The organism is Phycisphaeraceae bacterium, assembly GCA_015709595.1.
Classification (GTDB): Bacteria; Planctomycetota; Phycisphaerae; order Phycisphaerales; family SM1A02; genus CAADGA01.
Genome location: CP054178.1, coordinates 1,610,046 through 1,634,432 on the forward strand (window position 1 = coordinate 1,610,046; position 24,387 = coordinate 1,634,432).

Consider the following 24,387-nt stretch of genomic DNA (forward strand, 5'->3'; position numbering starts at 1 on the left):
TGGACGTTACGGCGGGCCGAGCGCCAGGTACACCGCCAGCAGCGCCATGAGCGGCGTGAGGCAGCAGATGGCGGCGAGCAGGCGCCGCGCCGCGGGACGCGAGCGCCGCAGACGCCGACCGCACCGCACCCACGCGACGATCAGCCCGCCGAACACGACGGTGATCGAGGCGAACACGACGAGCACGTTCATGTCGCCGCGCGAACCGCCGCGAAACAGGGCGATCATTACGAAGAACAGCGTGAAGAGCCCGCCGAACCCCGCCGTCGCCGAGAGGGCGATCAATCCGGTGACGTACGCCCCCAGGTTCGGCGTCTCCAGCCCCACTCGCAGCACCAGCGATTGCCCGCACTCCGGGCAGTGGCGGCCCGTCAGCCCGTGCAGTTCGTACTGGCAGGAGGGACAGGGTTCGTAGTGCTCGGCAAGGAAAGCCAGGAGCAGTTGCTGGCGCGATTCCGCCTCCGCCCCTTCGCCCGTGGTGATCGTGCCGCCCGCAGGTGACGCATCGTCATTCATGGCTGACCCGTGTATCGTACCGACTGTTCAATGGTCACAGGCGGGGACGCCTGCGCCGATGGGGAAAGGAAGGGCAGGCGTGGACGCCTGCCCCATTGACGCCCGATCCACCGAAGCATGCCCCACTGTTCAGCGATCACCACTTTCTACCGAGGACGCCCCCATGTCTTTCGAGATCGAGATGATTCACGCCCGCCAGGTGCTGGACTCGCGGGGCAACCCCACGGTGGAATGCGACGTGACGCTGCTGGGCGGGGCCATCGGTCGGGCGGCGGTGCCATCCGGCGCCAGCACGGGCGAAAACGAAGCCGTCGAACTGCGCGATGGCGACAAGAAGGTCTATCTCGGCAAGGGCGTGCTCAAGGCGGTCAAGCACATCAACGAGCAGATCGCGCCGGAACTGATCGGCGTGGACGCCCGCGGACAGGAGCAGATCGACGCCGTGATGCTGGCCATGGACGGCACGCCCAACAAGTCGAAACTGGGCGCCAACGCCATTCTGGCGGTGTCGCTGGCGACGGCCAAGGCCGCCGCGCTGGCCACGCAGCAGCCGCTGTATCGCTACCTTGGCGGGGTGTCGGCCCGCACGCTGCCCGCACCAATGCTCAACATCCTCAACGGGGGCAAGCACGCCGACAACACGGTGGACTTCCAGGAGTTCATGATCCAGCCGTGGGGCTTTGATGACTTCGCCGCCGCCCTTCGCGCCGGCGTGGAGATCTACCACGCACTCCGCGGCGTGCTGCACGACAAAGGGCTTTCGACGGCGGTCGGAGATGAAGGCGGCTTCGCGCCCAACCTCAAGAGCAACGAGGAGGCGCTGCAACTCATCGAGCAGGCCGTCAGGAAGACCGGCTACTCGTGGGGCGAGCAGATCGTCGTCACGCTCGACCCCGCCACCAGCGAACTGGCCAACGAGGCGCGAAAGAAGGGCAAAGAGGGCTACTGCTTCTTCAAGAGCGATCCGTCGCGCGTCGCAAGCAGCGATGAGATGATCGACCTGTGGGCGGGGTGGTGCGCCAAGTACCCGATCCGCTCGATCGAGGATGGTCTGGCCGAGGATGACTGGACCGGCTGGGCGAAACTCACCGCGCGGCTGGGCGACAAGGTCCAACTGGTGGGCGACGACCTGTTCGTCACCAATCCCAAGTTCCTGGCGCGCGGCCTGCGTGAGAAGTGCGGCAACGCGATTCTCGTCAAGGTCAACCAGATCGGCACGCTGAGCGAGACGATGGAGGCGGTGGACCTGGCCCGCCGCCACTCATTCGGCGCGGTCATGAGCCACCGTTCGGGCGAGACGGAGGACGCCACCATCGCCGACATCGCCGTGGCGACGAACTGCGGCCAGATCAAGACCGGCGCCCCCTGCCGCAGCGACCGCAACGCCAAGTACAACCAGTTGATCCGCATCGCGGAGGAACTGGGGGACCGGGGGGTGTATGGGGGGCGGGGCCGCGGCTGAGCGACATGTGCGATGGGTGCTATCGCGAGACGCTATGATCGGTGGCTCTCAGCGGTTGAACAATCGGCGGACTTCTAGAAGCGGCTGGAATCACGATGGACAACGGGTCGTCGAAACCATCGCGGATCGGGCGCCTGGTGCTCGAGAACTGGCGAAATTTCCGCCAGGTTGACGCTCAGTTGCAGCGGCGCACGTTTCTCGTTGGTCCGAACGCGTCGGGGAAGTCGAATCTGCTCGACGCGTTGCGGTTTCTACGACACCTCGTTCGCGTCGGCGGCGGGTTTCAGGATGCACTGGCGAGTCGCGGTGGCGTATCGAGACTTCGTTGCCTGGCGGCTCGCCGGCACCCGGATATCCGTATTCACGTGGGCATTCTCGGCGACGACGGCACCGAAGCGTGGACCTACGAGTTGGCCTTCGGACAGGACAATTTGCGACGGGGCAAGATCCAGCGGGAGCGCATTACACGGCATGGGACGGTGATTCTCGATCGCCCCGACAGCGATGATCAGGCCGATCCGGAGCGCCTGACGCAAACCCGCATCGAACAGGTGCAGGCCAATCAGGAGTTTCGTGAGATCGCCGCGTTCTTCGGTTCCATTCAATACCGGCATCTTGTGCCTCAACTGGTGCGCGAGCCGGACCGCTCCGTCGGACGGCGGGATGATCCGTTCGGCGGTGATTTCCTCGAGCAGATCGCAGCAACAAGTTCGAAAACGCGAGATTCCCGACTTCGCCGTATCGGACAGGCGCTACGCATCGCGGTTCCTCAACTCAAGGAACTCGAACTGACGCGCGACTCACGGGGTGTGCCACACCTCCGCGGCAAGTACGAACACTGGAGGCCGAAGGGCTCCTGGCAGTTCGAGGAGGATTTCTCAGATGGGACGCTCCGCCTGCTCGGGCTTCTGTGGTCGATTCTCGACAGAAGCGGCCCGCTGCTCTTGGAGGAACCTGAACTGTCCCTACACTCCGGCATCGTTCGACTGTTGCCACAGTTGTTCGCACGAGTGCAGAAACGCTCCGGTCGCCAAATCGTCATCAGCACACATTCACCTGAGCTGTTTCAGGACAGTGGCGTCGGACTCGATGAAGTGCTGCTGCTCACACCGAGCTCAGAAGGCACACAGGTTCGAAACGCGACGGAAGTTCGTGACATTGGTGAACTGCTAGCCGGTGGTGTTTCCCTGGCCGATGCCATCATGCCCCATACGAGGCCGCGTGGGGTCGAGCAACTGACTCTCTGGGATGGCTGACCGATCCAGCCCCATCCCGACCATCTCCATCGTCGTCGAAGGCGACGCCGACGAGGCCGTGGCGCGTCGGCTTGTGGAGCACGTCGGGGGCATGTCGGGCACCGTGTACGGTCGATCCGGCAAGGCGAAGGTCCTCTCATCCGTGCATGGGTACACCAATGCTGCCCAACGCAGTCCCTGGTTTGTGCTGATCGACCTTGATCGCGATGCGGAGTGTGCACCAACCCTTCGAGCCGCCTGTCTGCCGCGGGTCTCGAAGTGGCTGTGTTTCCGGATTGCCGTTCGAGAGATCGAAAGTTGGCTTCTGGCGGATCGCCAGTCGCTGGCACGATTCCTTGGGGTTCGAGAGCGTGCCATACCGCGCGATCCAGACAACGACCCTGATCCAAAGGCGACCGTCGTGAACCTGGCCCGTCAATCGTCGCATCGGGGGATACGGGAAGACCTCGTGCCAACCGAGCGATCGGGTCGCCGCGTCGGCATCGCCTACACCTCCCGCATGATTGAGTTTGCCCGACAGCATTGGGACATCGAAAGGGCGACGGCAAGCTCACCGAGTCTCGAGTCGGCCGTCGCCTGTCTCGCAGACCTGGTCAAGCGGTATGCTGCCGAAGGGCACCTGTCCTGAGTCATCCGGAGCGCACTTCCTGCGCCCCGCTCATCCCGCACAACGATACCACACCGCCCCCCCAACCCTTCAGTCCCCCCCCGTTTGCGCCGATGAACCAGACGATGGCCGGGCCCCGTCCGCCCGCGCCCTCGGATGGATCAGAACGGACCGGAGGCGGGTTGCGATGGATAAATCCAGTCTCATCGGCGTCATCGTCGGCCTCGCCTGCATGCTGGGCGTGGGTTGGCTCGCCTCGCATGGCAACTGGCTCATGTTCTGGTCGGAGAAGGGCGTCATCGCCGTGTTCGGCGGCACCATCAGCGTCATCTTCATCGCCATGCCCATGGCGAAGATCAAGTGCGTGCCCGGCTACATCAAGCGCTTCATGTTCCAGAAGGGCCGCGAGCCGATCGAGGTGGTCCAGACCATGTCCTCGCTGGGCGAAAAGGCCCGGCGTGACGGCATCCTGGCCCTCGAAGCCGAGATCGAGAAACTGCAGGAGACCGATCCCTTCCTCGCCTCCGGCCTGCGCATGGCGGTGGACGGCGTCGATCCCGACGGCATCGAGGCCACCCTGCGCATGGAGATCATGGCCATGCAGGAGCGGCACAAGGCCGGCAAGAAGTTCTTCGACCTCGTCAAGCTCTACGCGCCCGGCTGGGGACTCGTGGCCACGCTCATCGGCCAGATCGGCATGTTCGGACACCTGGGAGGCGACATCGACGTGCTGGGCCACATGCTGGCGGTCGCCGTCGTCGCGACCATGTACGGCACCGTGCTGGCCAACGCCGTCGCGGGGCCGATCGGCGACAAACTCGCGATCCGCTCGGCGGAGGAAATCCTCAATCGCGAGATGATGCTGCAGGGAATCCTCTCCATCCAGGCGGGCGACAACCCGCGCGTCACCCTCGACCGCATGACCGCGTTCATTCCGCGCAACGATCGGGCGAAACTCAAACTCGCGGCGTGAACAGGGCGGGCATTCAGCACGCAATGATCCGGCGCCCGCCGCTCACTTCTGACTTCCCATGGCCGATGCACACGACCAATCCGGCGAGCATGGCAAGAAGCACGCCCACAAGCGGGGCGGGCACGGCCACGGTCACGGCGGAGGCGGGCACGAAGAAGGTCACGAAGGCGCGCCCGAGTGGCTCATCTCCTTCGCCGACATGGTAATGCTGATGATGGGCTTCTTCGTCATCCTCTTCGCGCTCAACGTCAACCCCACCGGACGCACCCCCGGCGGGATGAGCGAGGAGACCGACGAGCGCGGCTCCGGGCAGAAGGACGAGCACATGCTCGACCTGGTGCTCTCCATCCGCGAGGCCTTCAACAATCCCGTCTCGCCATCCTCCACCGATCCGAAGGATCAGCGACTCATCAAGCGCATGCTCGAGAAGGCCGGCAAGGCCGACGTGAATGATCCCGGCGTCAGCGGGCAGGATGACCGCGTGCAGTCGATCCGCCCCAGCGACTACTACTCGTTCAGCGGGTCCGTGCCGTTCGCCGACGCCTCGTCGGAGCTGTCCGGCGAAGGGGCCCGCGTCTCCGCGGAAATCGCGAAGAAGATCAAGGGGCTTTCCCTCATCGTCGAGGTGCGCGGACACGCCAGCGCCGCCGAATCACGACGCGGACCGGAGGAGGCGCTTCGCCTCGCCTCGGAGCGCGCTCTGGCCGTGGCGCGCGAACTGGCACGGCAGGGCGTTGACTGGTGGCAGATGCGACTGGTCATCGCCGGCGACAACGACCGGCTGGAATCCTTCCCCCGCGACGCCGATGGCGATCGACGCAACGCCCGTGTGGACGTGGTCGTGACCAACGAGGTCATGCCCAACAAGACGCCTGGCGGCGAGACCTCGCGTCGCTGAAGCGATCTGACCAACTGCTCCATCTTCTCCATTTTCTCCAGCCCTGTCATTCAGGGTGATTTCCGTTGCATCCGCGCGGTACGGTGGTACAGTGCCAGCGGCTTGGAACGGGACGGCGGCGGTTCGCGCCTTGGCTCGTGGAAGGCGCCGTCTGTCTCCCCAGATCGAGGGAAGGAGAAGATCATGACGGCCTCAGCCCGCCGCCGGTGGTTGGTGACACCCGCCATCGCCTTGTTCCTGGCGCTGCCGACCCTGGCGGACGATCAGCGCGGCAACGTGGGGTACCTCGACCTGATCGCGCGGCTCGGCTCCGGCAACGAACCGACCGGCGCGGGGGTTCGCGTGGGGCATGTCGAGGCCCCGCAGGCCGGCAGCTACGCCCCCAACACCGCCGACAATCACCTGCTGGGCAAGACCTTCAACTTCCGCAGCGGGGCGTCGGGTGCGTCCAGTCACGCCAACACGGTCGCCCGCCACATGTACGGCACCAGCTGGAGCGCCGCGCCGGGCGTGGATGTCATCGACCTCTACGAAGCCAATCACTGGATTCAGAGCGGGTTCCTCAACTTCGGCGGCGGCCCGCCCCTGACCGCCGAGGCCTCCCTCTTCAACTGCAGCTGGATCGGAACCACCCAGAACAACGCGCTGGACAACGAGATTCTGCGTCGCGCCGACTTCGCCGTCCACACGCAGCACCTGATTATGTGCGTGGGCGTCAGCAACGGCGCCGGGGCGTTCATCAACGCCGATCAGCTCATGAGCCACGCCTACAACCACGTCACCGTGGGGCGCAGCGACGGCGAGCACCATGCCGGCGGGACTCGATCCACGCTCGACGGCCCCGGGCGCATGAAGCCGGACATCGTCGTGCCCGAGAACACCACCAGCTGGGCCACGGGCGTCGTCTCGGGCGTGGTGGCCTCGCTCATCGAAACCGCCCGCGAGTGGCCGGGCCTGGACAACAACTCCAACGCCCGGCGCAGCGAAACCATCAAGGCCGCGCTTCTCGCCGGGGCCAGGCATCGCGCCGCCTGGACCAACAACCCCGGCTCCGGCGCCAACCGGGGCGTCACCGCCACCCCTTACGATCCCGTCTTCGGCGTCGATGAGGCCAACATCGACCGCAGTCACATGATTCTCACCGGCCTGGAGCAGGACGGCGCCACCACGGTTCCCCTCAGCGGAAGCGCCGCGCCCGCCGGATGGGATCTCTTCACCATCAACGCCGGGCAGAGCCGCTACTACCGCTTCGAGTTCCTCGGCGACAAGCCGGAGTTCTCCGTGCTGCTCACGTGGCATCGCCGCGTGTCCGCCAACTTCGGGTCGTTCTCGATGCCCAACCTGGATCTCGAACTGTTCGCCGTGACCAGCGGCGGGTCGCTCATCTCCCTGCGGGGCGATCCGGGCATTCCCGTGTTCGGGAGCGGCAACATCGCCTCGATCAGCGCCGTGGACAACGTGGAGCACCTGTTCATCCGCGACCTGGCTCCGGGCGCCTACGTGCTGCGCGTCACCCGCGCCTCCGACGGGCTGGAGCCCTGGGACGCCGCCCTCGCCTGGCTCACCGAGCCGGACAGCGTCGATCCCGCCGCCCTGACCGGGTTCACCATGATCCGCGGCACGCATACCGGCGGCGGGCTGACCGACCTGACCGCGTCGGACAATCAGTACCTGCGCACGCGCTCCGGGTTCGGCAACACCTTCACCGATCTGCACAGCATGGAGATCATCGTCAACGCCCAGACCGCCTCCGCCAACCGGCGCATCCTGCAGCTCACCGTTGAGTCCAGCATCAGTCACGCCGCCGGCGGCACCGCGCGCATCCGTCTGCGCAACCGCAACACCACGCAGTTCGAGCAGGTTGGCATTCACGCGGTCGGACAGTCGGACTTCGTCTTCCGCACGCTGATCACGAACCCGGCCAACTACGTCGGGTCAGGCGGCGAGGTGGACGTCTCCATCCGCCACATCGTGGTCGTGCCGATCTTCGCCTTCCAGTTCAACTCGTTCTTCGACGAGGTGAAGGTCGTCGTCAACTGACCGCGCCGCGCCAGGCCGACCCGTCGGGAGAGCCGCGACTGCCAGGAAGCGGCTTCTCACCCGCGCGCCGGCGCGCCCGTTCCGCCCAGCGTCAGCACCGTCACGTGCGCGTTGGTGTAGATGCAGATTTCACCTGCCACGCGCATGGCCTCGCGGCAGACGGACGGCGCATCGAGCGATGAATGCGCCAGAAGCGCCCGCGCCGCCGCCAGTGCGAAAGGGCCCCCCGAGCCGATCGCCACGATTCCGTCCGACGGCTCGATCACGTCGCCCTGTCCGGAGATCAGGAGCGATCGCTCCGCGTCCGCCACGGCCAGCAGCGACTCCAGACGCCGCAGCGCGCGGTCGGTGCGCCAGAGCTTGGCCAGTTCTATCGCCGCCCGCGTCAGGTTGGCGGGCGACTCCTTGAGCTTGGCTTCAAATCGCTCCAGCAGGGCGAAGGCGTCGGCGGCGGACCCGGCGAACCCCACCAGCACGCCGCGACCGCCCGCGCCCAGCCCATCCAGCCGCCGCACCTTGACGGCGTCGTGCTTGGCGACGGTGGGTCCGATGGTGACCTGCCCGTCGCCGGCGATCGCCACGTCGCTGTCGCGCCGCACGCAGAGAATGGTCGTGCCGTGATACCCGTGTTCGCCGCTCATGCGGGAGTGTAGAACCCTCTCATCGCTCCCTCTCTCCGGGAGAGAGCCGGGGGTGAAGGCGCCAATCTCCCTCTCCCTCCGGGAGCGGGCTGGGGTGGGGGAGCATTGTCCGGGGAATACACCTTCGCGGCGTTTGTCCCTTCTCTGTCGGCCGACGCGTTCGTTTCCCACGCACTCTCTCACGAAAGGACGCCGACATGACACGCATCCGCACGCACGCCTCACGCGGGCTTTTCATCATCGCCCTGCTGGTCGGGGGGCTGGCCGCCCTGCCCGCCGCCGCCGACCACGATCGAGGCCGCGGCTCCGGCAGGGATCCCGTCTTCGCCCAGTGCAATACGCCTCCCGTTCACGTGATCATCCGCGATCCGGTTCACCGCGCGCCCATCAGGACGCCCGCCCAGATCGACCGCGAGCGAGGCGAATGCGACGGCCAGCGGGCCGGCTACCGCGCCGGGTTTGACGACGGCTACCGCGGCCTGGCGCGTCATTGCGAGTGCCGCATCGACCTGGGCTGCGTGTCGAAGGCCTACGAGCGCGGGTTCCGCGAGGGCTTCGAACGCGGCTACGAGGCCGGCTACTGCGCCGGACTGGCCCAGCGCGAACGTGAACGCGATCGCTTCCGCTGCGGTACGGTCATCGGTCACGGTCACGGTCATTTCCAGATTCGCATCGGCTGGTGACCAGCCCGACGCGCGCCCCGGCACATGCGTGAGCACCAGCGCTTCGGGGTGGGGCCCGAATGACAAGCCCCCGGCCGCGCGGCCGGGGGCTTGGTGCGTTGATCGAAACGAGGATCCGCTCAGACCTTGGCGGAGAGGAACTGCTCCACGCTGCGCAGGTCCGCCAGAATCTGGGGCGTGACGTCCAGCGTGAAGGTTTCACCCGCCGCCACGTTCACCAGCTTGGTGGCCTTGACGCGACTGGTCCATTCGCGCCCGGCGCGGGGGTGGGTGACGTTGAGGTCACGCTCGCGGCGCTTGCTCAGGCGGCGCAGTCCGTTCTGAATGGAGCGCTGCATGCGCATCAGGCGGGTCAGCGTCTTGCGCTGGGCCTGGCGGGCGGGCACCTTGGTGATGGTGAACGTGATCTTCCTGCCGGCTTCGATGGCCATGACGGGGCTCCGCAGAATCTGGGGCGGGGATTGTAGCGGCCGCGAAAAGGCGATCCAGTGGCTATCGAACCTCGGCCAGCAGCTCCACCTCCACGGTGGCGCCGAGGGGCAGGGCGATGGACCCCACCGCGGCCCGGGCGTGCCGACCTTGCTCGCCGAACACCTGCTGGAGCAGCTCGCTGGCCCCGTTGGCGACCTTGGGCTGATCGGTGAAGCCGGCGTCGCAGGCCACCCACACCCCAACGCGAACGATGCGGACCACGCGCCCCAGATCGCCATCGAGCATGCCCGCCAGCACCGCCAGCCCGTTGATGGCGCACTGGCGGGCGGCCTGCTGGGCCTGTTCAATCGATTGGGCCGAGGGGACGGGCCCGGACCACGCCAGAGCGCCGTCGCGGATGGGCACCTGGCCGCTCACGTAGATCAGGTTGCCGGTTCGCACGGCCGGGACATAGGCCGCCACGGGCTTGGGGGGCTGGGGGAGTGTGATGCCAAGTTCCTGCAACCGCTGATGGGGGGTGGGCACGGGGCGTGGCTCCAGAAGGGGGATGCGAGGGGTGTGGGTGAGAAGATGAAGAAATTTTCTGATTTCGTGGAACCCTGCATCTTGACAGGGGGTTCGTGCGGATTATCTTGGTGGGTGGTGATGCGGTTTACCAGACGCACCACCTGACTGGCTCAGAAGGACTGAAGCGGCAGCATCATACGTCGGTATCAACGCTCTCATCCGCCGGACACGCCGGCCCTCATCAGCCGCCTCAGCCGACAACCCGAAGGCCACCTCTCGACGAAGGGTGGATCACCTGCCGGATGCACGGCGGGGTCCAGTGATCGAGAGGTCAGGCAAGGCGGCCAACGTCGCACAATACGAAGAATCGGCATGGATTGCCGGGACCGGTCGGTCTGCGTGCCATTGTCACGCCCGTCCAGGGTGCCTCACGTCGCTCCAGCGTGGAGTGTCGTGATGCGTGCCGCGGACGTGCGAAGTGAGGTACGGGGTTCGCCGGGGGGCGGGTCGTGTGGGGTCGCTCGTGGGGGTGTCGCGTGGGTTCCTCGTGGGCGGGGAACGCGGATGAAGAGGTTCACATGAAGGCACGGGTCAGTTCCATCCAGGCAACCGCACGTGCGACGAACCTCGCCGGGCGGAGTGGGCGTGGGGTGGGTCTGACGGTCCATCATCCGCGGAGGGGTGTCGAGGGTGCCTCGTGTCAGGGGCATCGGCCCCTGGTCGGGCGTGCAATGGGCTTCCACTGCCGGTGGGGCGGATTGGAAGCGTCTTCGCGGGCCTCTCGATGGGCTGTCGGGGCACGGCGTGTCGGGGGAAAACCAGCGGCATCCCGGACTCGGGTGCCGTCGGCTTGGTCGGACGTGGCGGGGGAATCGTGGGGGGCGTCGTGTCGGGGTGTCGGCTGGTGTGGATGGTCTGTGGATTTCTGAGCCTGCGCGGGTCTCGCTTCCCGCGGGCCCGCGCAGTTCGTCGGTTCGTTTTCATTCCCTTCATTCCCATTTTCTCGTTTCAAGGAGTCTGACACATGAGGAACGCACGACGGGGCTTCACGCTCATCGAGCTGCTGGTGGTGGTCGCCATCATCGCGCTGCTCGTCGGCCTGCTGCTTCCGGCCATCACCCAGGCGCGCCGCAACGCCGCCTCGATGAAGGACGGGGCCCAGATCAAGCAGATCCACCAGTCCATGCTGGTGTTCGCCAACAACGATCGCGGCTACATGCCCACCCCGGGCCGCATCAACCGTCTCGCCACCGAACTGGGCCAGGTGCCCGGCTACGGCGACGAGGATCACACCCTCAACCACACCGCCTTCATCTACTCGGCCTGCATCGCGCAGAACTTCTTCAACACCGACATCGTGGTCGGCCCGACGGAAGTCAACCAGCGCATCCGCCAGAAGCTGGACTACAACTTCGCGGCGTACGCTCCGGCGGTGGATTCGTACTGGGACACCACCTTCCGTGCCGGCATCAACGACGACACCAACGGCTCCAACACCTCCTACGCCCACGCCGGGCTGGCCGGTGACCGCCGCTCGGTGAAGTGGACCAACCGCACCGACGCGACCTACCCGGTCCTGGGCACCCGCGGCACGGGCGGCAACTACACCGGCGGCGCCTTCACCGGCCCCGGCGGTCAGCTGACCGGCACCGAGTACGACCGCAGCCCCACCCTCGAGCTGCACGGCGCCAAGCGTCAGTGGAAGGGCAACATCTCCTTCGCCGACAACCACACCGAGCAGCTGGACACCTTCTTCCCCACCCTCACGGCGCACGACATGGGCGACGGCACGGGCAAGAAGAAGGACAACATCTTCTCCTGTGAGTTCCCCTCGGGCCCGGGCGGCAACACCCGGCACTCCGCGGGCGATGCGTTCCTCATGATCGGCCTCGCCGCCGGTCAGGGCGAACTCACCCTCGGCCCGATCTGGGATCCGCTGCTGACCAACTGAGCATGAGGATCGAGGAGCGCTCGGCTCCAGCGCGTGCCCGGCCCCAACCGGCCGGCCACGCCTTCCCAACGGAACAGGGGCACGGACACCCCTGCCATACAGAGTGTCACGAACCCGTCAGGCGCGTCGGCGCGTCCAACCGGCCAACGCCTGCACGAACTCGAATACGGAGCGAAGTACCATGAAGAATCGCGGCTTCACCCTGATCGAGCTGCTGGTGGTCATCGCGATCATCACGCTGCTCATGGGCATCCTGCTTCCCGCACTGGCCAAGGCCCGCGCCGCCGCCGTGCAGGTGAAGGACGCCACCCAGCTCACCCAGGTCTACAAGGCCATGGCGACGTTCGCCCGCCAGTTCAACGGCGTGTTCCCCAAGCCGGGCCTGATCAACACGATCGGCACCGAGCCGGGCGTGGGCGCTGAGCAGATGGCGCTCAATCACTCCGGACCGATGTACTCGGCCTGCATCGCGCAGAACTTCTTCACCCCGGCGATCGTCGTCAGCCCGTCGGAGCCCAACGGCCGCATCCTGGCCAAGAACGACTACAACCAGGAGGCCTACCGGCCCATCAACGACGTGTACTGGGACACCACCTTCCAGACCGTCCTCAACACCCTGTGCCACACCTCCTACGCCCACAGCCCGCTGACGGGTCAGCGCGGTCAGCAGAACTGGCGCGACAACCTCGACTCCGAGTGGACCATGTTCAGCAACCGCGGCGTCGAGAATGGCGTGTTGACTTCCACGGTCTACGAGGCGTCGCTGACCCTCCAGATCCACGGCGGGCGCAAGCAGTGGGTCGGCAACATCTGCTACGCCGACGGCCACGTCAACGTCGAGGACTCCTTCCGCATTGAGGGCATCAACTTCCTCAATTCCGCCAGTGCCATCACCCCGGACAACATCTTCGATGAACAGACCATCGCCCAGTCCGGCGGCGGGGGACGCGGATCGGGGTATGACCGCTGGCTGGTCATTTACACGATCGCCAATCCCAACGGCCAGAACCTCAACGGCCTGCAGTGGGATTGATCGACGTCTCGGCGTCGTCGCAGCGCATGTCTCAACAACAGGACCGGCTTGAGCCGGTCCTGTTCGTTTGGTCCTCATGGGGCGTTCGCCGGGGTTGCGGGTGAACCGAGCACGCCGCGCAGCCGCCCGTCGTGCTCCGCCAGCAGCGTTCGGGCCGTGCCCAGGTCCACGCCCAGGCGCTCCATCACGAGCGCGGCCTTGAGTTCGCCCCGCGCCTCGTCGAGCGCGGCGGCGGCCTCGACGCGCGTCAGCCGCGGATTCAACTCGATCAGGATGCGCATCGCCCGGTCGCGCAGTTTGTCGTTGGTGGCCCGCAGGTCCACCATCAGGTTGCCCCACGTCTTGCCCAGATGCACGAAGCACGAGGTGGTGATGATGTTGAGCGCGATCTTGGTGGCGGTGCCCGCCTTGAGCCGCGTGGAGCCGGTGAGCAGCTCCGCCCCGGTGTCGAGCACGATCAGGTGGTCGCATGCCTGGGGCGCGGCTCGACGCACGCAGGTGAGCAGCCCGGTCATGGCGGTTGATGCGGGCGTCTGCATGTCGGGAGTCAGCGGCGCAGGCGTCTGTGGCACAGGCGTCAGTGGCGCAGGCGTCCCGCCTGTGGTCACATGGGCGTCCCCGCCCGCGGACAACCTCTTGGCCAGCGTCAGCGCCCCCAGCACATAGGGCGTGGTGCCCCCCGCAGCGATGCCCAGCACGGTGTCACGGGGCGAGAGGGCCAGGATCTCCAGCTGCTCGCGCGCCCCATCCGGATCATCCTCGCGCGACTCGGACGACCGCCTCAGCGAGGCGTCGCCCCCGGCGATGATCCCGACGATCTGACCGGGGTCGGCGTTGAAGGTGGGGGGGCACTCGCTGGCGTCGAGCACGCCCAGCCGCCCGCTGGTGCCAGCGCCGACGTAGATGAGCCGCCCCCCCGCCCGAAGCCGCGGGACAAGGGCGTCGATGAATCGCTCCAGATCCGCCGCCGCGTCGCGCAGGGCGTCCAGCGCGGCGTGCTGGTCGTCGATCATCAGGTTGATCATCGCTCTGGTGGGGAGCGCATCGAGGTCCGTCGAGGCATGATGACGGCGCTCGGTGGAAAGATGGCCGCGATCGGGCGGAAGCGCCATGCGGGATGGTATGAAGCGTCCCGCCGCCCGCCACGTCGGTCGTGACGTGCGCCGCGAAGGCGTCGGCCTCGCGGGAGTCGCTCGGCGCGAGGGGTGACGGAAGCGCCATCGGCGGGACGGCGCGCGTTACGTCACCCGAATGCGCGGGTCGATCCACGCGTACAGCACATCCACCACCAGGTTGAACAGGATCAGCATCGTTGCGTACACGATCACCACGCCCATGATCATGGTCAAATCCTTGCCCAGCACGGCATCGACGAAGTGCGTGCCCACGCCCGGCACGGCGAAGACCTTCTCCACCACGAACGATCCCGTCATGGCCGCCGCCGCCGCGGGACCGAGGTAACTGAGCACCGGCAGCAGGGCGTTCTTGAGGGCGTGGTGCAGGACGACGCGGTGCTCCGGCGCGCCCTTGGCCCGCGCGGTGCGGATGTAGTCCTGCCGCAACTGCTCGATCATGCCGAAGCGCGTCAGCCGCGCGATGTACGCGGCGGGGGGCAGGGCGAGGGTGATGGCCGGCAACACCAGGTGGCCCGGTGTGCCCCAGCCCGCCACGGGAAACCAGCCCAGCATGAAGGCGAAGACGATGAGCAGCACCGTGCCCGTGACGAACGCGGGCAGCGAGATGCCGATGAGCGCCACACCGAGCGTCACCGTGTCGGACCACGAGCCCGGTCTGACCGCCCCGATCACGCCCGCGGTGACGCCGATCACGCACGCCAGCAGGATCGCCGCCAGCCCCAGCGTGATCGAGACCGGCAGCGTGCCCGCGAGAATCTCGTTGACGGTCCAGTCCTGGTGCTGCAGCGACGGGCCAAGGTCGAACGGCCGCGCGTGCCCCGCGCCGAGGCCCGCCTTCCCCGCCAGCCACGACACGCCGGTGGCCTTGCCCAGGTAATCCCAGTAGAACGCCCACGGGCTGTTGAGGTTGTATTGGGCGAGCATGGCCTCCGCAACTTCGGGAGGCGGGCGGCGGCCATCCTGCTCCAGCGGGTTGCCGGGAATCAGCCACGCCAGCGCGAACGTGACCGTGTAGATCACGAACAGGAGCACGGGAAGGAGCAGCAGGCGTCGGAGGATGAGGGCGGTCACTCGACCACCTCCACCTGCCACAGGTACTGGCTCAGCCGCGGGTGATGCGTCAGCCCGCGCACGCGGCCCGGCTCGTAGAGGTACAGCTGCACCAGGTTGCACAGCACGAGCATGGGCACTTCCTCGGCGAAGAGGTAACGCTCGCACTCGCGCAGAATGGCGAAGCGCTTCGCCGGGTCGGTCTCGCGGGCGGCCTGGTCGAGCAGGTCATCCACGCGCGGGTTGGAATAGCCGCGGTCGTTGTTGCCGTCGCCGGTGCGGCAGATGTCGAGGAACGTGGTCGGGTCGCCGTAGTCGCCGTACCACCGGCCGCGCCCGATCATGAACTGCCCGCTGCGAAGGTCTTCCTTGAACGTCTTGTTCTCCTTGCCGCGCAGCTCGACCCGGACGCCCAGTTCGCGCTGCCACATGTCGCGCAGGGCGAGTGAAATGTCGCGGTAGCGCGAGGTGTTGGTGGAATAGAGCAGATCGACGATGGGGAACGGCTCGCCGCGTTCGTTTTCGATCAGGCCGTCGCCGTTGCGGTCCAACCACCCGGCCTGCTTCAGTTGCTCGCGAGCGTAGACCGGGTCGTAGCCCAGCCCGTCGGGCACGTCGTAGCCAGGGATGGAGCGGGGCGGCGTCAATGCGGTGGCGACCGGCTCGTTCAGCCGCGTCACCTGCGTGACGATGGCGTGACGGTCCACGCTGGCGACGAACGCGCGGCGGACGCGGGCGTCGTGGAACGGGTTGTTCCGACCGTCCGCCAGCAGCGGGCGGCAGTTGAAGGAGTAGAAGTCCGTGCCGAACGTGGGCAGGATGTGAATGTCGCGCCGCTCTCCCTGCCGCGCATCCGGCGGCGGCAACTGGGCGAGGGCCTCATCCATCGACATGCCGGTGCCGAGCAGTCGATCGAGTTCCGAGCGGTGTCGCGCCAAGTATCGCTCGAGCTGGTCGATCAGGTCCGGCTGATAGTCCACCGCGACTTCGCTCACCCAGTCCACGTCACCCCGCTTGAAGGCCAGGATCGCCGTGTTGGGGTCGCTGATCGACACCACCGCGACGGAGCCGCACTTGACGCGCTCGGGCGAGTGGTAGTGCGGGTTGCGCTCCAGCCGGATGCCGCGCTTGTACCGCCAGTCGGTCAGGATCAGCGGTCCGTTGGTGACCAGGACGCCCGGCTTGGTCCACTCGTGCTGTTGCTCGATTCGGCCGGAACTGGGATGCAGCGTCACAAAGGCGCGCCGGTCGAACGGCGGCGGCTCGATCGTGTGCCAGCCGCGATCGATGACCGCCTGCCTGGCCGCGTCGTCCATGCGCCACCCCTCCACGCACGGACGGTAGACGGGATTGAACGGACCGAAGCAGAGCAGGTCGAGGAAGTAGGGAGTGGGGCGTTCGAGCGTGAGGCGCAGGGTGTGATCGTCGATGATGTCGATGCCGACGGCGTCGCGGAAGCGCTGTTCGGTTTCGAGCCACAGCGCGAGGGCGGGGTCGAGCTGGTCGGCAGCACCCTCACCCCCGGCCCCTCTCCCAGGGGAAGCGGCGAGAAGGAAGGTGCGCAGGCGCTCGGCACGCCACTCGAAGAACGCCCGCGCGCCTTCGATGTGAAAAAACATCATCGTGTAGTCGGCGGCGGTATCGGGCAGAATGGCTCGCATCCAGCTCCAGGCGAAGTCGTGGGCCGTCACCGGCGCGCCGTTGGACCATTTCGCATCCCGCCGCAGACGGAAGGTGTAGGTGCGGCGATCCTCGCTGACCTGGGGCATCGACTCGCACGCGGCGGGCACGATGGAGAAGTCGTCGTTCCGCCAGCGCACCAGCGGCTCGTAGAGCGCGTACGCCATGCGGAAGTCCTGCATCCACGACATCCGCTGCGGGTCGAGGGTGAAGACTTCATCGCGATCGACGAACACGAAGTCCGCGCGCGGCTGGGGGCGATCCAGCCAGACGGACATGCCCAGCAGCGCCAGCAGAACCAGGAACGGGGTGACGAGGCGGATCACGGTGAGAGTGTATCGTCACCCCTCCAGCCCGAGCGTCGCCGGATCGAGTTCCAGCGCGCCCGGCCCCATCGGCATTTCGAATCGCTGGCGCGTGGTGCAGTACCCCAGTCCGCCCATGCGACCGATGGCGCGAAGCGACGCCGGATCGATGTGCAGCCGCTCATTGACGATCGAATCGTCGAGATGGACGTGAACCACCTGCCCGATGACCACGTTCCCCCCGGCGGGCGCGCCGGGGTTGGTGCGAACGACCGAGAGCGTCTCGCACTCGAAGGCCCACGGCGAGCGGGCCACCCGGGGCGGCGCGACTTTCTCGCTGGGTGCGGCTTCCAGACCGGCCAGTTCCCACTCGCTCTGGTCCGGGGGCAGGTCGGCGGACGTGGCGGCCATCTCCCGCGCCAGGTGCTCGCTGGCCCCGCAGACCACGAACTGTCCCGTGCCGCCCTCGCTCCGCGGCTTGCAGTTGCGAAGCGTGTCCTTCTCCTGCCCGGCGCTGTTGTTGGCCGGGCAGATGATGATCGTCATGGGGTTCGACCCCACGCCGTTGAAGAACGAGAACGGCGCCAGGTTCCGCGCGCCGGCGGGCGACACGGTGGACACCCACGCGATGGGTCGCGGCACGATGCAGCCGATGAGCAGCTTGTAGCGTTCGCGCGGCGCGAGCGATTCGGGGTTGATCTCCATGAAGGAGTGTAGCGAACGATCGTCTCACGTTTCATCGTGAACCGCGCCAGCGGCCCAGTTCGGCGACCGCGGCGTCCCGTTCAGCGGTGTTGCCGACCGCCTCGTAGAGGCGGATGACGCGCTCCAGAGCTTCGAGGCGGCGCGCGTGCTGGTCTCCCAGCACTTCCCGAAGCCGGCGCTCGCCGTCGAGGATCAAGGGACGCGCTTCCTCCAACCGCCCCTGCGCCAGCAGGCATCCGCCCAATACGGTGGCGCTGTTGGCGGTGAGCCAGTGGGCCGCGTCCCATGCCTGGCGCAGGTCGTATGCCCGTCGAAGCAGCGATTCGGCCTCGGCGAGTTGTCCATCGTCCACCAGAACCGATCCGAGGATGGACAGCGTCTGCGTGATCCGCTGATCCCCCGCGGGGAGCACGGCCTCGTGGATGGTCAAGGCGTGCCGGCCCGCCGCTTCCGCCTCGTCCAGGTCGCCGCAGGCGCGGAGCGCCAGCGCCAGCATGGCATACCGTCCCGCGAGATTGGCGTCGTCAGCGTATCCGGCGTTGCGAAGCGCGATCGAATATACCTCCACCGACTCACGCAGCGCCTGCACGCCGCGCTCCGGTTCGCCCGCGTCCACCAGCATCGAGCCCAGTTGCATCAGCGCGGAGGAGACCTGGGGGTGGTAGTCGCCCAGAATGGCGCGTCGAAGGCGGATGACTTCGTTGAAACGCGCCTCCGCCGCGCGATAGTCGCCGCGCGCCTCCTCCGCCAGCGCCAGGTTGTGATTCAGGGTCACGAGGTCGGGATGATCGGCTGGGAGAATGACTTGGAACATCGTCAGGGCCTCGTGCCACAGGGCGGCGGCCTCCGCGATCTCCCCGCTGCTGAACAAAGCGTTGGCCAGACTGTTGATGCCCGTGGCCAGATCGGGGTGATTGGCGGGGAGCGTTGCACGCGCGATCTCCACGTGCCTTCGGTGCATGGCTGCGGCCTCGCGCCAGTTCCGCCGCGAGGCGTGCGAACGGGCGATGGCGTCCAGCACGGGAAGAACCTGCTCGCCGGCTTCGCCGAAATGCCGCTCCGCGATGCGACGGGCCTCGGCGAGGTCGGCATCCGCCTCGTCATGGCGACCAGCGGTCATCCGGAGCTCACCCAGCCAGAGATGCGCCCGTGCCGCGACGTCCGGTCGCTCCGCGGGAGCGCGGTTGCAGCGTTCCACGGCCTCAATCAGGTGGGCCTCCGCCTCGACGACGCGGCCAAGTCGGAACTCGCACCATCCGAGTTCCGACAGGATCATCGCCACGCGCAACGATCCGATCGCGTCGGTCGGCTCGGGGGCGACCGCCCGGGCGCGCTCGAGCAGCACCAGAGCGGCTCGGTACTCGCCCAGGGAGCGGTACGTCGTCCCCAGCGTCGCCAGCACTTCCGCCATCACGGCGGGCTGGTCCGCCAGTTCGATTTCGGCTCGCTCCGCCGCCCGCTGCGTCACTTCACGCATGGTGATCTCGCGGCCCAGGGCGACGTGCGGGCGGGCAGTGGCCAGCGTGTCGTGCAGAAACCGGGCGACGCGGGCCGCGATTCGCTGCTGCGTCTGGGCTTCCGTGGCGCTGCGCTGGGCCGCCTCCGCAGATAACTCGGCGAGATCACGCTGACGTGTGGCGTGCGCCGCGACGCTGGCGATCACCGCAATGGAGGCCACGAGGATGAGAAACAGGGCCCCCATCGCGCCTACCAGCAGCCGGTTGCGCCGGATGAACAACCGTGCGTGATAGGTCACCGAAGCCGGATGCGCTCGGATGGGTTGATGCGACAGGTATCGCCGCAGATCCTCGGACAGTTCGCCCACCGATTGGTAGCGCCGACCGCGCTCCTTCTCCAGGGCCTTCAGAATGACAGTCTCCAGGTCGCCGCGCAGCACAAGGGTGATCGTGGAAGGGCGCGTCGGCGGGGACTCCTGAATGATCCGCAGCGCTTCGGTGATCGGACGTTGTTCGACCTGGTAGGGAAGCCGCCCCGTGAGAAGTTCGTACAGGATCACCTCCAGCGAATAGACGTCGCAGCGCGGGTCGATCTCGCTTGCATCGCCTCGTGCCTGCTCCGGGGCCATGTACTGAAGCGTGCCGATGATCTGGCCGACCCCCGTTCCCTGTGCAAGAGTGACGCCCGCGGCCTCAGCGCTGCGCGCGATCCCGAAGTCGATGATCTTCGGCTCACCGTCGGCGACGAGGATATTCCCCGGCTTCAGATCGCGGTGGATGACGCCGCACGAGTGGGCGTACCGGACCGCGTCGCACACCTTGAGGAAGAGCGACAGGATGCCCTTGAGGTCCAGCCCCGTCTCGGATGCGTGAACATTCAGCGGCCGCGCGTTGGGCAGAAACTCCATGGCGAACCACGGAATCGGCCCGGTGCCGTCATCGTGAAGCCCCGCGTCGTAGATGCGAGCCATGCCGGGATGCTGCAGGCGGCCCAGGGTCTCCTTCTCGAACTCGAAACGCCGCAGCGCGGATCTGGAGAACAGCACCGATCGAAGCAGCTTGACGGCCACGGTGCGTCGAGGCGACTCCTGCGTCGCCTCGTACACGGCCCCCATGCCGCCCACGGCGATCAGGCGCTGCAGCGTGAACGGACCAATGCGCCGGCCGACAAGCCGTTCGCCGGGCTCCGGATCGTGAACGCCCGGCAACGCGAGCTCGCCGGGTGGAACGATGAAATCGACATCGGCGGCGTCATGACCGGTCAACAGGTCGGCGAGCGCGTCGTGAAGCGCTGCATTCTCAGCGCGCACCTGGTCCAGCATGGCGGCCCGCGCCGCACCATGCAGCAGGAGTGCTTCGTCAAAGAGCGTCTCAAGCTGCTGCCACGCATCCCGGTGAATCGCTGACTTCTGGTTCATGCGTGCGATGGGAAGAGCCGGTTCAGGTTGAAGTCGCGCCGCCTGCGATACGACTGCGCAGAAACGCCCGCGCCATGGTCCACTGGCGTTCCACCGAGCGCAGGGGCATCCCCATCAACTCCGCGACGGCGGCCATCTCCAGCCCGCCAAAAAAACGCAGTTCGATCAACCGGGCCTTGGTTTCATCCAGCCGCGCCAGTTCGTCCAGGGCCTCGTCCAGCTCGACCAGGTCGATGGCCCGCTGCTCCACGGCGGCGAGAGCGTCATCCAGCGGCTCGCCAACGACGCTGCCACCCCGTTTCAGTCGCCGCCGCGTCCGGGCGTGATCGACGAGAATCCGTCGCATGGCTCGGGACGCGACGCCGAAAAACTGAGCTCGATCGCGGAAGCCGATGCTGTCTTGACCGACCAGCTTGATGTAAACCTCGTGAACCAAGGCGGTTGCGGAGAGCGTGTGCCCCTGTCGCTCACCGGCGACGTAGCCCTGAGCCAGCCGTCGCAGCTCGCCATACACGATCGGAAAGAGGGACTGCACGGCCTCGCGGCTGCCGCCCGAGGCCAAGTTGAGCAGCCGAGTGACCTCGCCTGGCTCACCCTGCATGAAGATGGTTTCCCTTCCCCTTCAGAAAAGTGGCGGACAAGTCAGGTCGCTGTCGCGGCGTGGAGCAGGCCGTCCCGGGCCAATCACCATCTTGCCATGATTCCCGATCGGTGCAAGCCGATTCGGGCGGAGAGAAGCCATGAATCGGCGCCTGAAACCTCGTCTCATCGGATCGATAGCAACGCTGGCGTGCCTGGCGTCCGCCGCCAACGGGCAGACCATCATCTACACAGGTCCGTCAGGAGGCAGTTGGGGCGCGTCCGCATTCTGGGACCTCGGAGTTGTCCCCGACCAGGGATGGGGCGGTCCCAGCTACACCGTGCTGATCAACGGTGGAGGCATCCCGGTTGTGGTCATCATGAATGTCGGCATCCCCTACAACGTCCCGGCTGTCAATGTGGACAGGATGATCGTCGACGCGGGCGACGAACTGCTGATCCCGGACGCCAGGTTGTTGCAGGTGAATCAATGGATCACCAACAACGGGCTGATTCGGCTTGAGGGCAATGGCGACTTGGGCAACTTCGGTGCGCACCTTGCGCTCCACTGGTCGAGTGGTCCTTTCACGTTGGGTGGGTCGGGGGAAATCCTGATGGCCACAGCCGATGCGTCCGTGGAGGGCACATCAGGCGGGCCGACGAATGTCATTCATGAGGCGACGCACACCATCGAGGGCTTCGGACGCATCGGCGCCAACATGATGCAGCTCGACAACCGCGGGCTGATTGACGCCAACGTGAATGGCGAGACACTCCTGATCGATCTTCACCCGGTCGGCAACCTCAACAGCGGCGAATTCCGCGCCAGCAACGGCGGCATTCTGAGCTTCCTCGGCGGATTCGATGAAGCCATCGACAACACGGGCGGACTGATCGCCACGGATGCCGCCTCGCGCGTCGAGATGTGGAACTACGCCTTCACGGGGGGGATGCTCGATGGGGAGTTTCACTCCCTCCCGGGAGGGTTGAACCGCTGGACTGACCTTGACTTCAACGGGGTGCTGCGCATCCCCGATGCCGCGCTTCTGCTCCTGCGCGGGACGATTCGCAATGATGGCTCGATCGTGGTCGAATCGACCTCCGGCGACGCCCAGCTTGGCATTCTCGGCGACACGCTGCTCACGGGAACAGGGTCGATTCATCTCACGGGCACGGGCGTCAGCCGACTCGATTCGCCCTTCGGCATCGGCGATCGGCTGACCAATGATGCGCAGCACTTGATTCGCGGATCTGGCATCATCGGTGCGGTTCTGACGATCGAGAACCGGGGCGTCATCTCCGCCATGGACCCGAACGGGCCGCTCGTGCTCTCGCCGCGCGCCGGGCTGCCCAACTCCAACAGCGGGCAGATCCTTGCAGCGTCAGGGGCCACGCTTCGGATGACCAACGGAGTCCAGTGGGACAACACCGGCGGCATCATCGCCGCGACCGTCGGCTCACTGCTGGAGCTCGATGATGTCGGCATTCTCGGCGGCGTCGTGCAGGGGGATGGACCCGGCGGCGCCGGCCTGGGCGAAGTGCGCGTGGTCAGGACCGCGCGCCTCACCGACGTGACCGTGGAGGGATTCCTTCGAGTCACGGATCAGCCCTTCATCGTGGACACGATCCGGGCATCAGGCACGCTCACGAACAACGGTTCAATCCTGTACGACAACACCACCACCGCCGCGATGTACCTGGTGCTGGAGGACGCGCTCCTGATCGACGGCTCCGGCCAACTGCGGTTCGGCGACGGACCGGAGAACGTGGTGATCGGCACGTTTCCGTTCACCAACGGGCCGAATCACACGCTCCGGGGATCACTGGTGTTGGACAACAGGAATCCCGTCATCAACCACGGCGTCTTGATCGCGGATGGTTTCTATCCGCTGCGCCTGATGTCCGTGGACTCGTTCACCAATCATGGCGAACTGCTGGTCAGAGCCGGTTCCGAGCTGCTCTCGCAACAGGTGACGGACGACTTCATCCTCAACGAAGGCCGCTTGGCGGTGGAGTCGGGTGGTCTGTTCAACATCGAGGGGCAGGATGACTACCGCCAGATCACCGGAGAGACAATCGTCAATGGCGAGATGCGGATTACGCTCCACTGGGGACGCATCCTGGACCTGCGCGGGGGTCATCTGCACGGCGAGGGTCTGATCGTCGGCGACGTCGTCAGCACGGGCGGTGTGGTCAGCCCCGGGCAGCCGATGGCCGGAACGGGTGACGTATCAGGCACGCTGACGATCAGCCGGAACTACACGCAACTCTCCGGCGCCCGGCTCCACATTGATGTGGAAGGATCGACGAGCGGCGAGTTTGACGTGCTGCGGGTCACCCGCGACGCCATGCTCGGCGGCGTGCTCTCGCTGGGGCAGGGGCGATCCTCCTTCGTTCCATCGCCGGGGGACGCCTTCACCATCATCACCGCGGATGAAGTTGTCGGCACGTTCGCCTTGGTGGAAGTCCCGGCGGCCTGGTCAGCGCTCTGCGTGGAGGTGACCTACACCACCACGGAAGTCATCGTGTCCTTCACCGGCGCGGCGCCCGTCTCCACGCTGAGCATCGTGCGAGGCACGCACCTGGGCGGCGGCATCCCGGAGATCGAGCAATCCGACGATCAGCGCTACCGCGTCCGGTCGGGAATCGGCAACACCTTCGTCAACCTGCACTCCATGATCCTGGAGGCCACGCTCGTGGCTTCGCAGAGCGCCCCGCTCACGCTCGACCTGCGTATCGAGTCGCGGCTGGTCACCAATCAGGGCGCCGGTACGGCGACGGTGCGCCTCTACAACTGGAACACCAATCAGTTCAATCAGATCGGCGTGCATGCTCTGGGCAGCACGGACCAGACCCGCGACTTCAACGGATTGGATGCGACGAAATACGTGCGAGGCGACGGCCGAATCGTGGTGCAGATCGAGCACCGCGTCGTGGTTCCCGTCTTCGCGTTCTTCTTCAATTGCGAGTTTGACCAGATTCGCGCCTGCACGCACTGAATGATGAGTGGTTCAGGGGGCAACGGTCGGGCCGTCAGCCCGACCGTTGGTTTCATGTC

General features: G+C 66.6%; 19 protein-coding genes and 1 pseudogene. 10 read left to right on the forward strand and 10 right to left on the reverse strand.

Annotation, left to right across the window (positions count from 1 at the left end; genetic code table 11):
• Positions 1-6: 6 nt before the first annotated feature.
• Complete coding sequence (locus HRU76_06755; GenBank protein QOJ17291.1) at positions 7-516, reverse strand: hypothetical protein; 510 nt, start codon at positions 514-516, stop codon at positions 7-9.
• 163 nt (positions 517-679) lie between these two features.
• On the opposite strand from HRU76_06755, the gene eno reads away from it, so the two are divergent.
• From eno to HRU76_06785, 6 genes are all read left to right on the forward strand, one after another.
• Positions 680-1,978, forward strand: a complete 1,299-nt coding sequence (eno, locus tag HRU76_06760; GenBank protein ID QOJ17292.1) for a phosphopyruvate hydratase — start codon at positions 680-682, stop codon at positions 1,976-1,978.
• A gap of 95 nt (positions 1,979-2,073) precedes the next feature.
• Positions 2,074-3,234, forward strand: a complete 1,161-nt coding sequence (locus tag HRU76_06765; GenBank protein QOJ17293.1) for an AAA family ATPase — start codon at positions 2,074-2,076, stop codon at positions 3,232-3,234.
• Complete coding sequence (locus HRU76_06770; protein QOJ17294.1) at positions 3,227-3,862, forward strand: hypothetical protein; 636 nt, start codon at positions 3,227-3,229, stop codon at positions 3,860-3,862. The genes HRU76_06765 and HRU76_06770 overlap by 8 nt, the downstream gene beginning before the upstream one ends.
• Before the next feature lie 166 nt (positions 3,863-4,028).
• Positions 4,029-4,814, forward strand: coding sequence for a MotA/TolQ/ExbB proton channel family protein (locus tag HRU76_06775; protein ID QOJ17295.1), 786 nt, complete (start codon positions 4,029-4,031; stop codon positions 4,812-4,814).
• A gap of 58 nt (positions 4,815-4,872) precedes the next feature.
• The gene (locus tag HRU76_06780; GenBank protein QOJ17296.1) at positions 4,873-5,712 is read left to right on the forward strand and encodes an OmpA family protein; all 840 of its coding nucleotides are present in this window, start codon (positions 4,873-4,875) and stop codon (positions 5,710-5,712) included.
• Positions 5,713-5,895: 183 nt separating this feature from the next.
• The gene (locus HRU76_06785; protein ID QOJ17297.1) at positions 5,896-7,752 is read left to right on the forward strand and encodes a hypothetical protein; all 1,857 of its coding nucleotides are present in this window, start codon (positions 5,896-5,898) and stop codon (positions 7,750-7,752) included.
• 56 nt (positions 7,753-7,808) lie between these two features.
• On the opposite strand, the gene hslV is transcribed toward HRU76_06785, so the two are convergent.
• On the reverse strand, positions 7,809-8,393 hold the full coding sequence (hslV, locus tag HRU76_06790) for an ATP-dependent protease subunit HslV (GenBank protein QOJ17298.1): 585 nt from the start codon (positions 8,391-8,393) through the stop codon (positions 7,809-7,811).
• A 197-nt stretch (positions 8,394-8,590) separates the two neighbouring features.
• Between hslV and HRU76_06795 the strand changes: the two genes are divergently transcribed.
• A complete protein-coding gene (locus tag HRU76_06795) occupies positions 8,591-9,076 on the forward strand; it encodes a hypothetical protein (GenBank protein ID QOJ17299.1) in 486 nt (161 codons plus the stop codon).
• 119 nt (positions 9,077-9,195) lie between these two features.
• Here the strand turns inward: HRU76_06795 and HRU76_06800 are convergent, their stop codons facing one another.
• Together HRU76_06800 and HRU76_06805 are read right to left on the reverse strand one after the other, a co-directional pair.
• On the reverse strand, positions 9,196-9,507 hold the full coding sequence (locus tag HRU76_06800; protein QOJ17300.1) for a hypothetical protein: 312 nt from the start codon (positions 9,505-9,507) through the stop codon (positions 9,196-9,198).
• 61 nt (positions 9,508-9,568) lie between these two features.
• The gene (locus HRU76_06805; protein QOJ17301.1) at positions 9,569-10,033 is read right to left on the reverse strand and encodes a RidA family protein; all 465 of its coding nucleotides are present in this window, start codon (positions 10,031-10,033) and stop codon (positions 9,569-9,571) included.
• Positions 10,034-11,039: 1,006 nt separating this feature from the next.
• Here HRU76_06805 and HRU76_06810 point away from each other — a divergent pair.
• Both HRU76_06810 and HRU76_06815 read left to right on the forward strand, forming a co-directional pair.
• Positions 11,040-11,189, forward strand: a pseudogene (locus HRU76_06810) (prepilin-type N-terminal cleavage/methylation domain-containing protein).
• A 958-nt stretch (positions 11,190-12,147) separates the two neighbouring features.
• Positions 12,148-12,999, forward strand: coding sequence for a prepilin-type N-terminal cleavage/methylation domain-containing protein (locus HRU76_06815; protein QOJ17302.1), 852 nt, complete (start codon positions 12,148-12,150; stop codon positions 12,997-12,999).
• A 74-nt stretch (positions 13,000-13,073) separates the two neighbouring features.
• Here the strand turns inward: HRU76_06815 and HRU76_06820 are convergent, their stop codons facing one another.
• The 6 genes from HRU76_06820 to HRU76_06845 all read right to left on the reverse strand — a co-directional run bounded on the left by HRU76_06820 (position 13,074) and on the right by HRU76_06845 (position 21,351).
• Positions 13,074-14,111 (reverse strand): N-acetylmuramic acid 6-phosphate etherase, encoded by a 1,038-nt coding sequence (locus HRU76_06820; GenBank protein QOJ17303.1) that lies wholly within the window; start codon positions 14,109-14,111, stop codon positions 13,074-13,076.
• Between the two features lie 126 nt (positions 14,112-14,237).
• On the reverse strand, positions 14,238-15,206 hold the full coding sequence (locus tag HRU76_06825; protein ID QOJ17304.1) for an ABC transporter permease: 969 nt from the start codon (positions 15,204-15,206) through the stop codon (positions 14,238-14,240).
• The gene (locus HRU76_06830; protein ID QOJ17305.1) at positions 15,203-17,191 is read right to left on the reverse strand and encodes a peptide ABC transporter substrate-binding protein; all 1,989 of its coding nucleotides are present in this window, start codon (positions 17,189-17,191) and stop codon (positions 15,203-15,205) included. The genes HRU76_06825 and HRU76_06830 overlap by 4 nt, the downstream gene beginning before the upstream one ends.
• 15 nt (positions 17,192-17,206) lie before the next feature.
• Positions 17,207-17,875 (reverse strand): flavin reductase family protein, encoded by a 669-nt coding sequence (locus tag HRU76_06835; GenBank protein QOJ17306.1) that lies wholly within the window; start codon positions 17,873-17,875, stop codon positions 17,207-17,209.
• Positions 17,876-17,906: 31 nt separating this feature from the next.
• Positions 17,907-20,750 (reverse strand): serine/threonine protein kinase, encoded by a 2,844-nt coding sequence (locus HRU76_06840; protein ID QOJ17307.1) that lies wholly within the window; start codon positions 20,748-20,750, stop codon positions 17,907-17,909.
• Positions 20,751-20,772: 22 nt separating this feature from the next.
• Entirely contained in the window at positions 20,773-21,351 is a 579-nt protein-coding gene (locus HRU76_06845) for a sigma-70 family RNA polymerase sigma factor (protein QOJ17308.1), read from the reverse strand.
• Positions 21,352-21,490: 139 nt separating this feature from the next.
• Here HRU76_06845 and HRU76_06850 point away from each other — a divergent pair, with 139 nt between their 5' ends.
• The gene (locus HRU76_06850) at positions 21,491-24,328 is read left to right on the forward strand and encodes a hypothetical protein (protein ID QOJ17309.1); all 2,838 of its coding nucleotides are present in this window, start codon (positions 21,491-21,493) and stop codon (positions 24,326-24,328) included.
• Positions 24,329-24,387: the final 59 nt, after the last annotated feature.

Coding starts and splice junctions, on each gene's coding strand:
- eno (QOJ17292.1), top strand. CDS start 680: ATGTCTTTCGAGATCGAGATGATTCACGCCCGCCAGGTGCTGGACTCG.
- HRU76_06845 (QOJ17308.1), bottom strand. CDS start 21,351: ATGCAGGGTGAGCCAGGCGAGGTCACTCGGCTGCTCAACTTGGCCTCG.
- HRU76_06765 (QOJ17293.1), top strand. CDS start 2,074: ATGGACAACGGGTCGTCGAAACCATCGCGGATCGGGCGCCTGGTGCTC.
- HRU76_06850 (QOJ17309.1), top strand. CDS start 21,491: ATGAATCGGCGCCTGAAACCTCGTCTCATCGGATCGATAGCAACGCTG.
- HRU76_06775 (QOJ17295.1), top strand. CDS start 4,029: ATGGATAAATCCAGTCTCATCGGCGTCATCGTCGGCCTCGCCTGCATG.
- HRU76_06755 (QOJ17291.1), bottom strand. CDS start 516: ATGAATGACGATGCGTCACCTGCGGGCGGCACGATCACCACGGGCGAA.
- HRU76_06795 (QOJ17299.1), top strand. CDS start 8,591: ATGACACGCATCCGCACGCACGCCTCACGCGGGCTTTTCATCATCGCC.
- HRU76_06835 (QOJ17306.1), bottom strand. CDS start 17,875: ATGGAGATCAACCCCGAATCGCTCGCGCCGCGCGAACGCTACAAGCTG.
- HRU76_06815 (QOJ17302.1), top strand. CDS start 12,148: ATGAAGAATCGCGGCTTCACCCTGATCGAGCTGCTGGTGGTCATCGCG.
- HRU76_06780 (QOJ17296.1), top strand. CDS start 4,873: ATGGCCGATGCACACGACCAATCCGGCGAGCATGGCAAGAAGCACGCC.
- HRU76_06840 (QOJ17307.1), bottom strand. CDS start 20,750: ATGAACCAGAAGTCAGCGATTCACCGGGATGCGTGGCAGCAGCTTGAG.
- HRU76_06800 (QOJ17300.1), bottom strand. CDS start 9,507: ATGGCCATCGAAGCCGGCAGGAAGATCACGTTCACCATCACCAAGGTG.
- HRU76_06820 (QOJ17303.1), bottom strand. CDS start 14,111: ATGGCGCTTCCGCCCGATCGCGGCCATCTTTCCACCGAGCGCCGTCAT.
- HRU76_06785 (QOJ17297.1), top strand. CDS start 5,896: ATGACGGCCTCAGCCCGCCGCCGGTGGTTGGTGACACCCGCCATCGCC.
- HRU76_06770 (QOJ17294.1), top strand. CDS start 3,227: ATGGCTGACCGATCCAGCCCCATCCCGACCATCTCCATCGTCGTCGAA.
- hslV (QOJ17298.1), bottom strand. CDS start 8,393: ATGAGCGGCGAACACGGGTATCACGGCACGACCATTCTCTGCGTGCGG.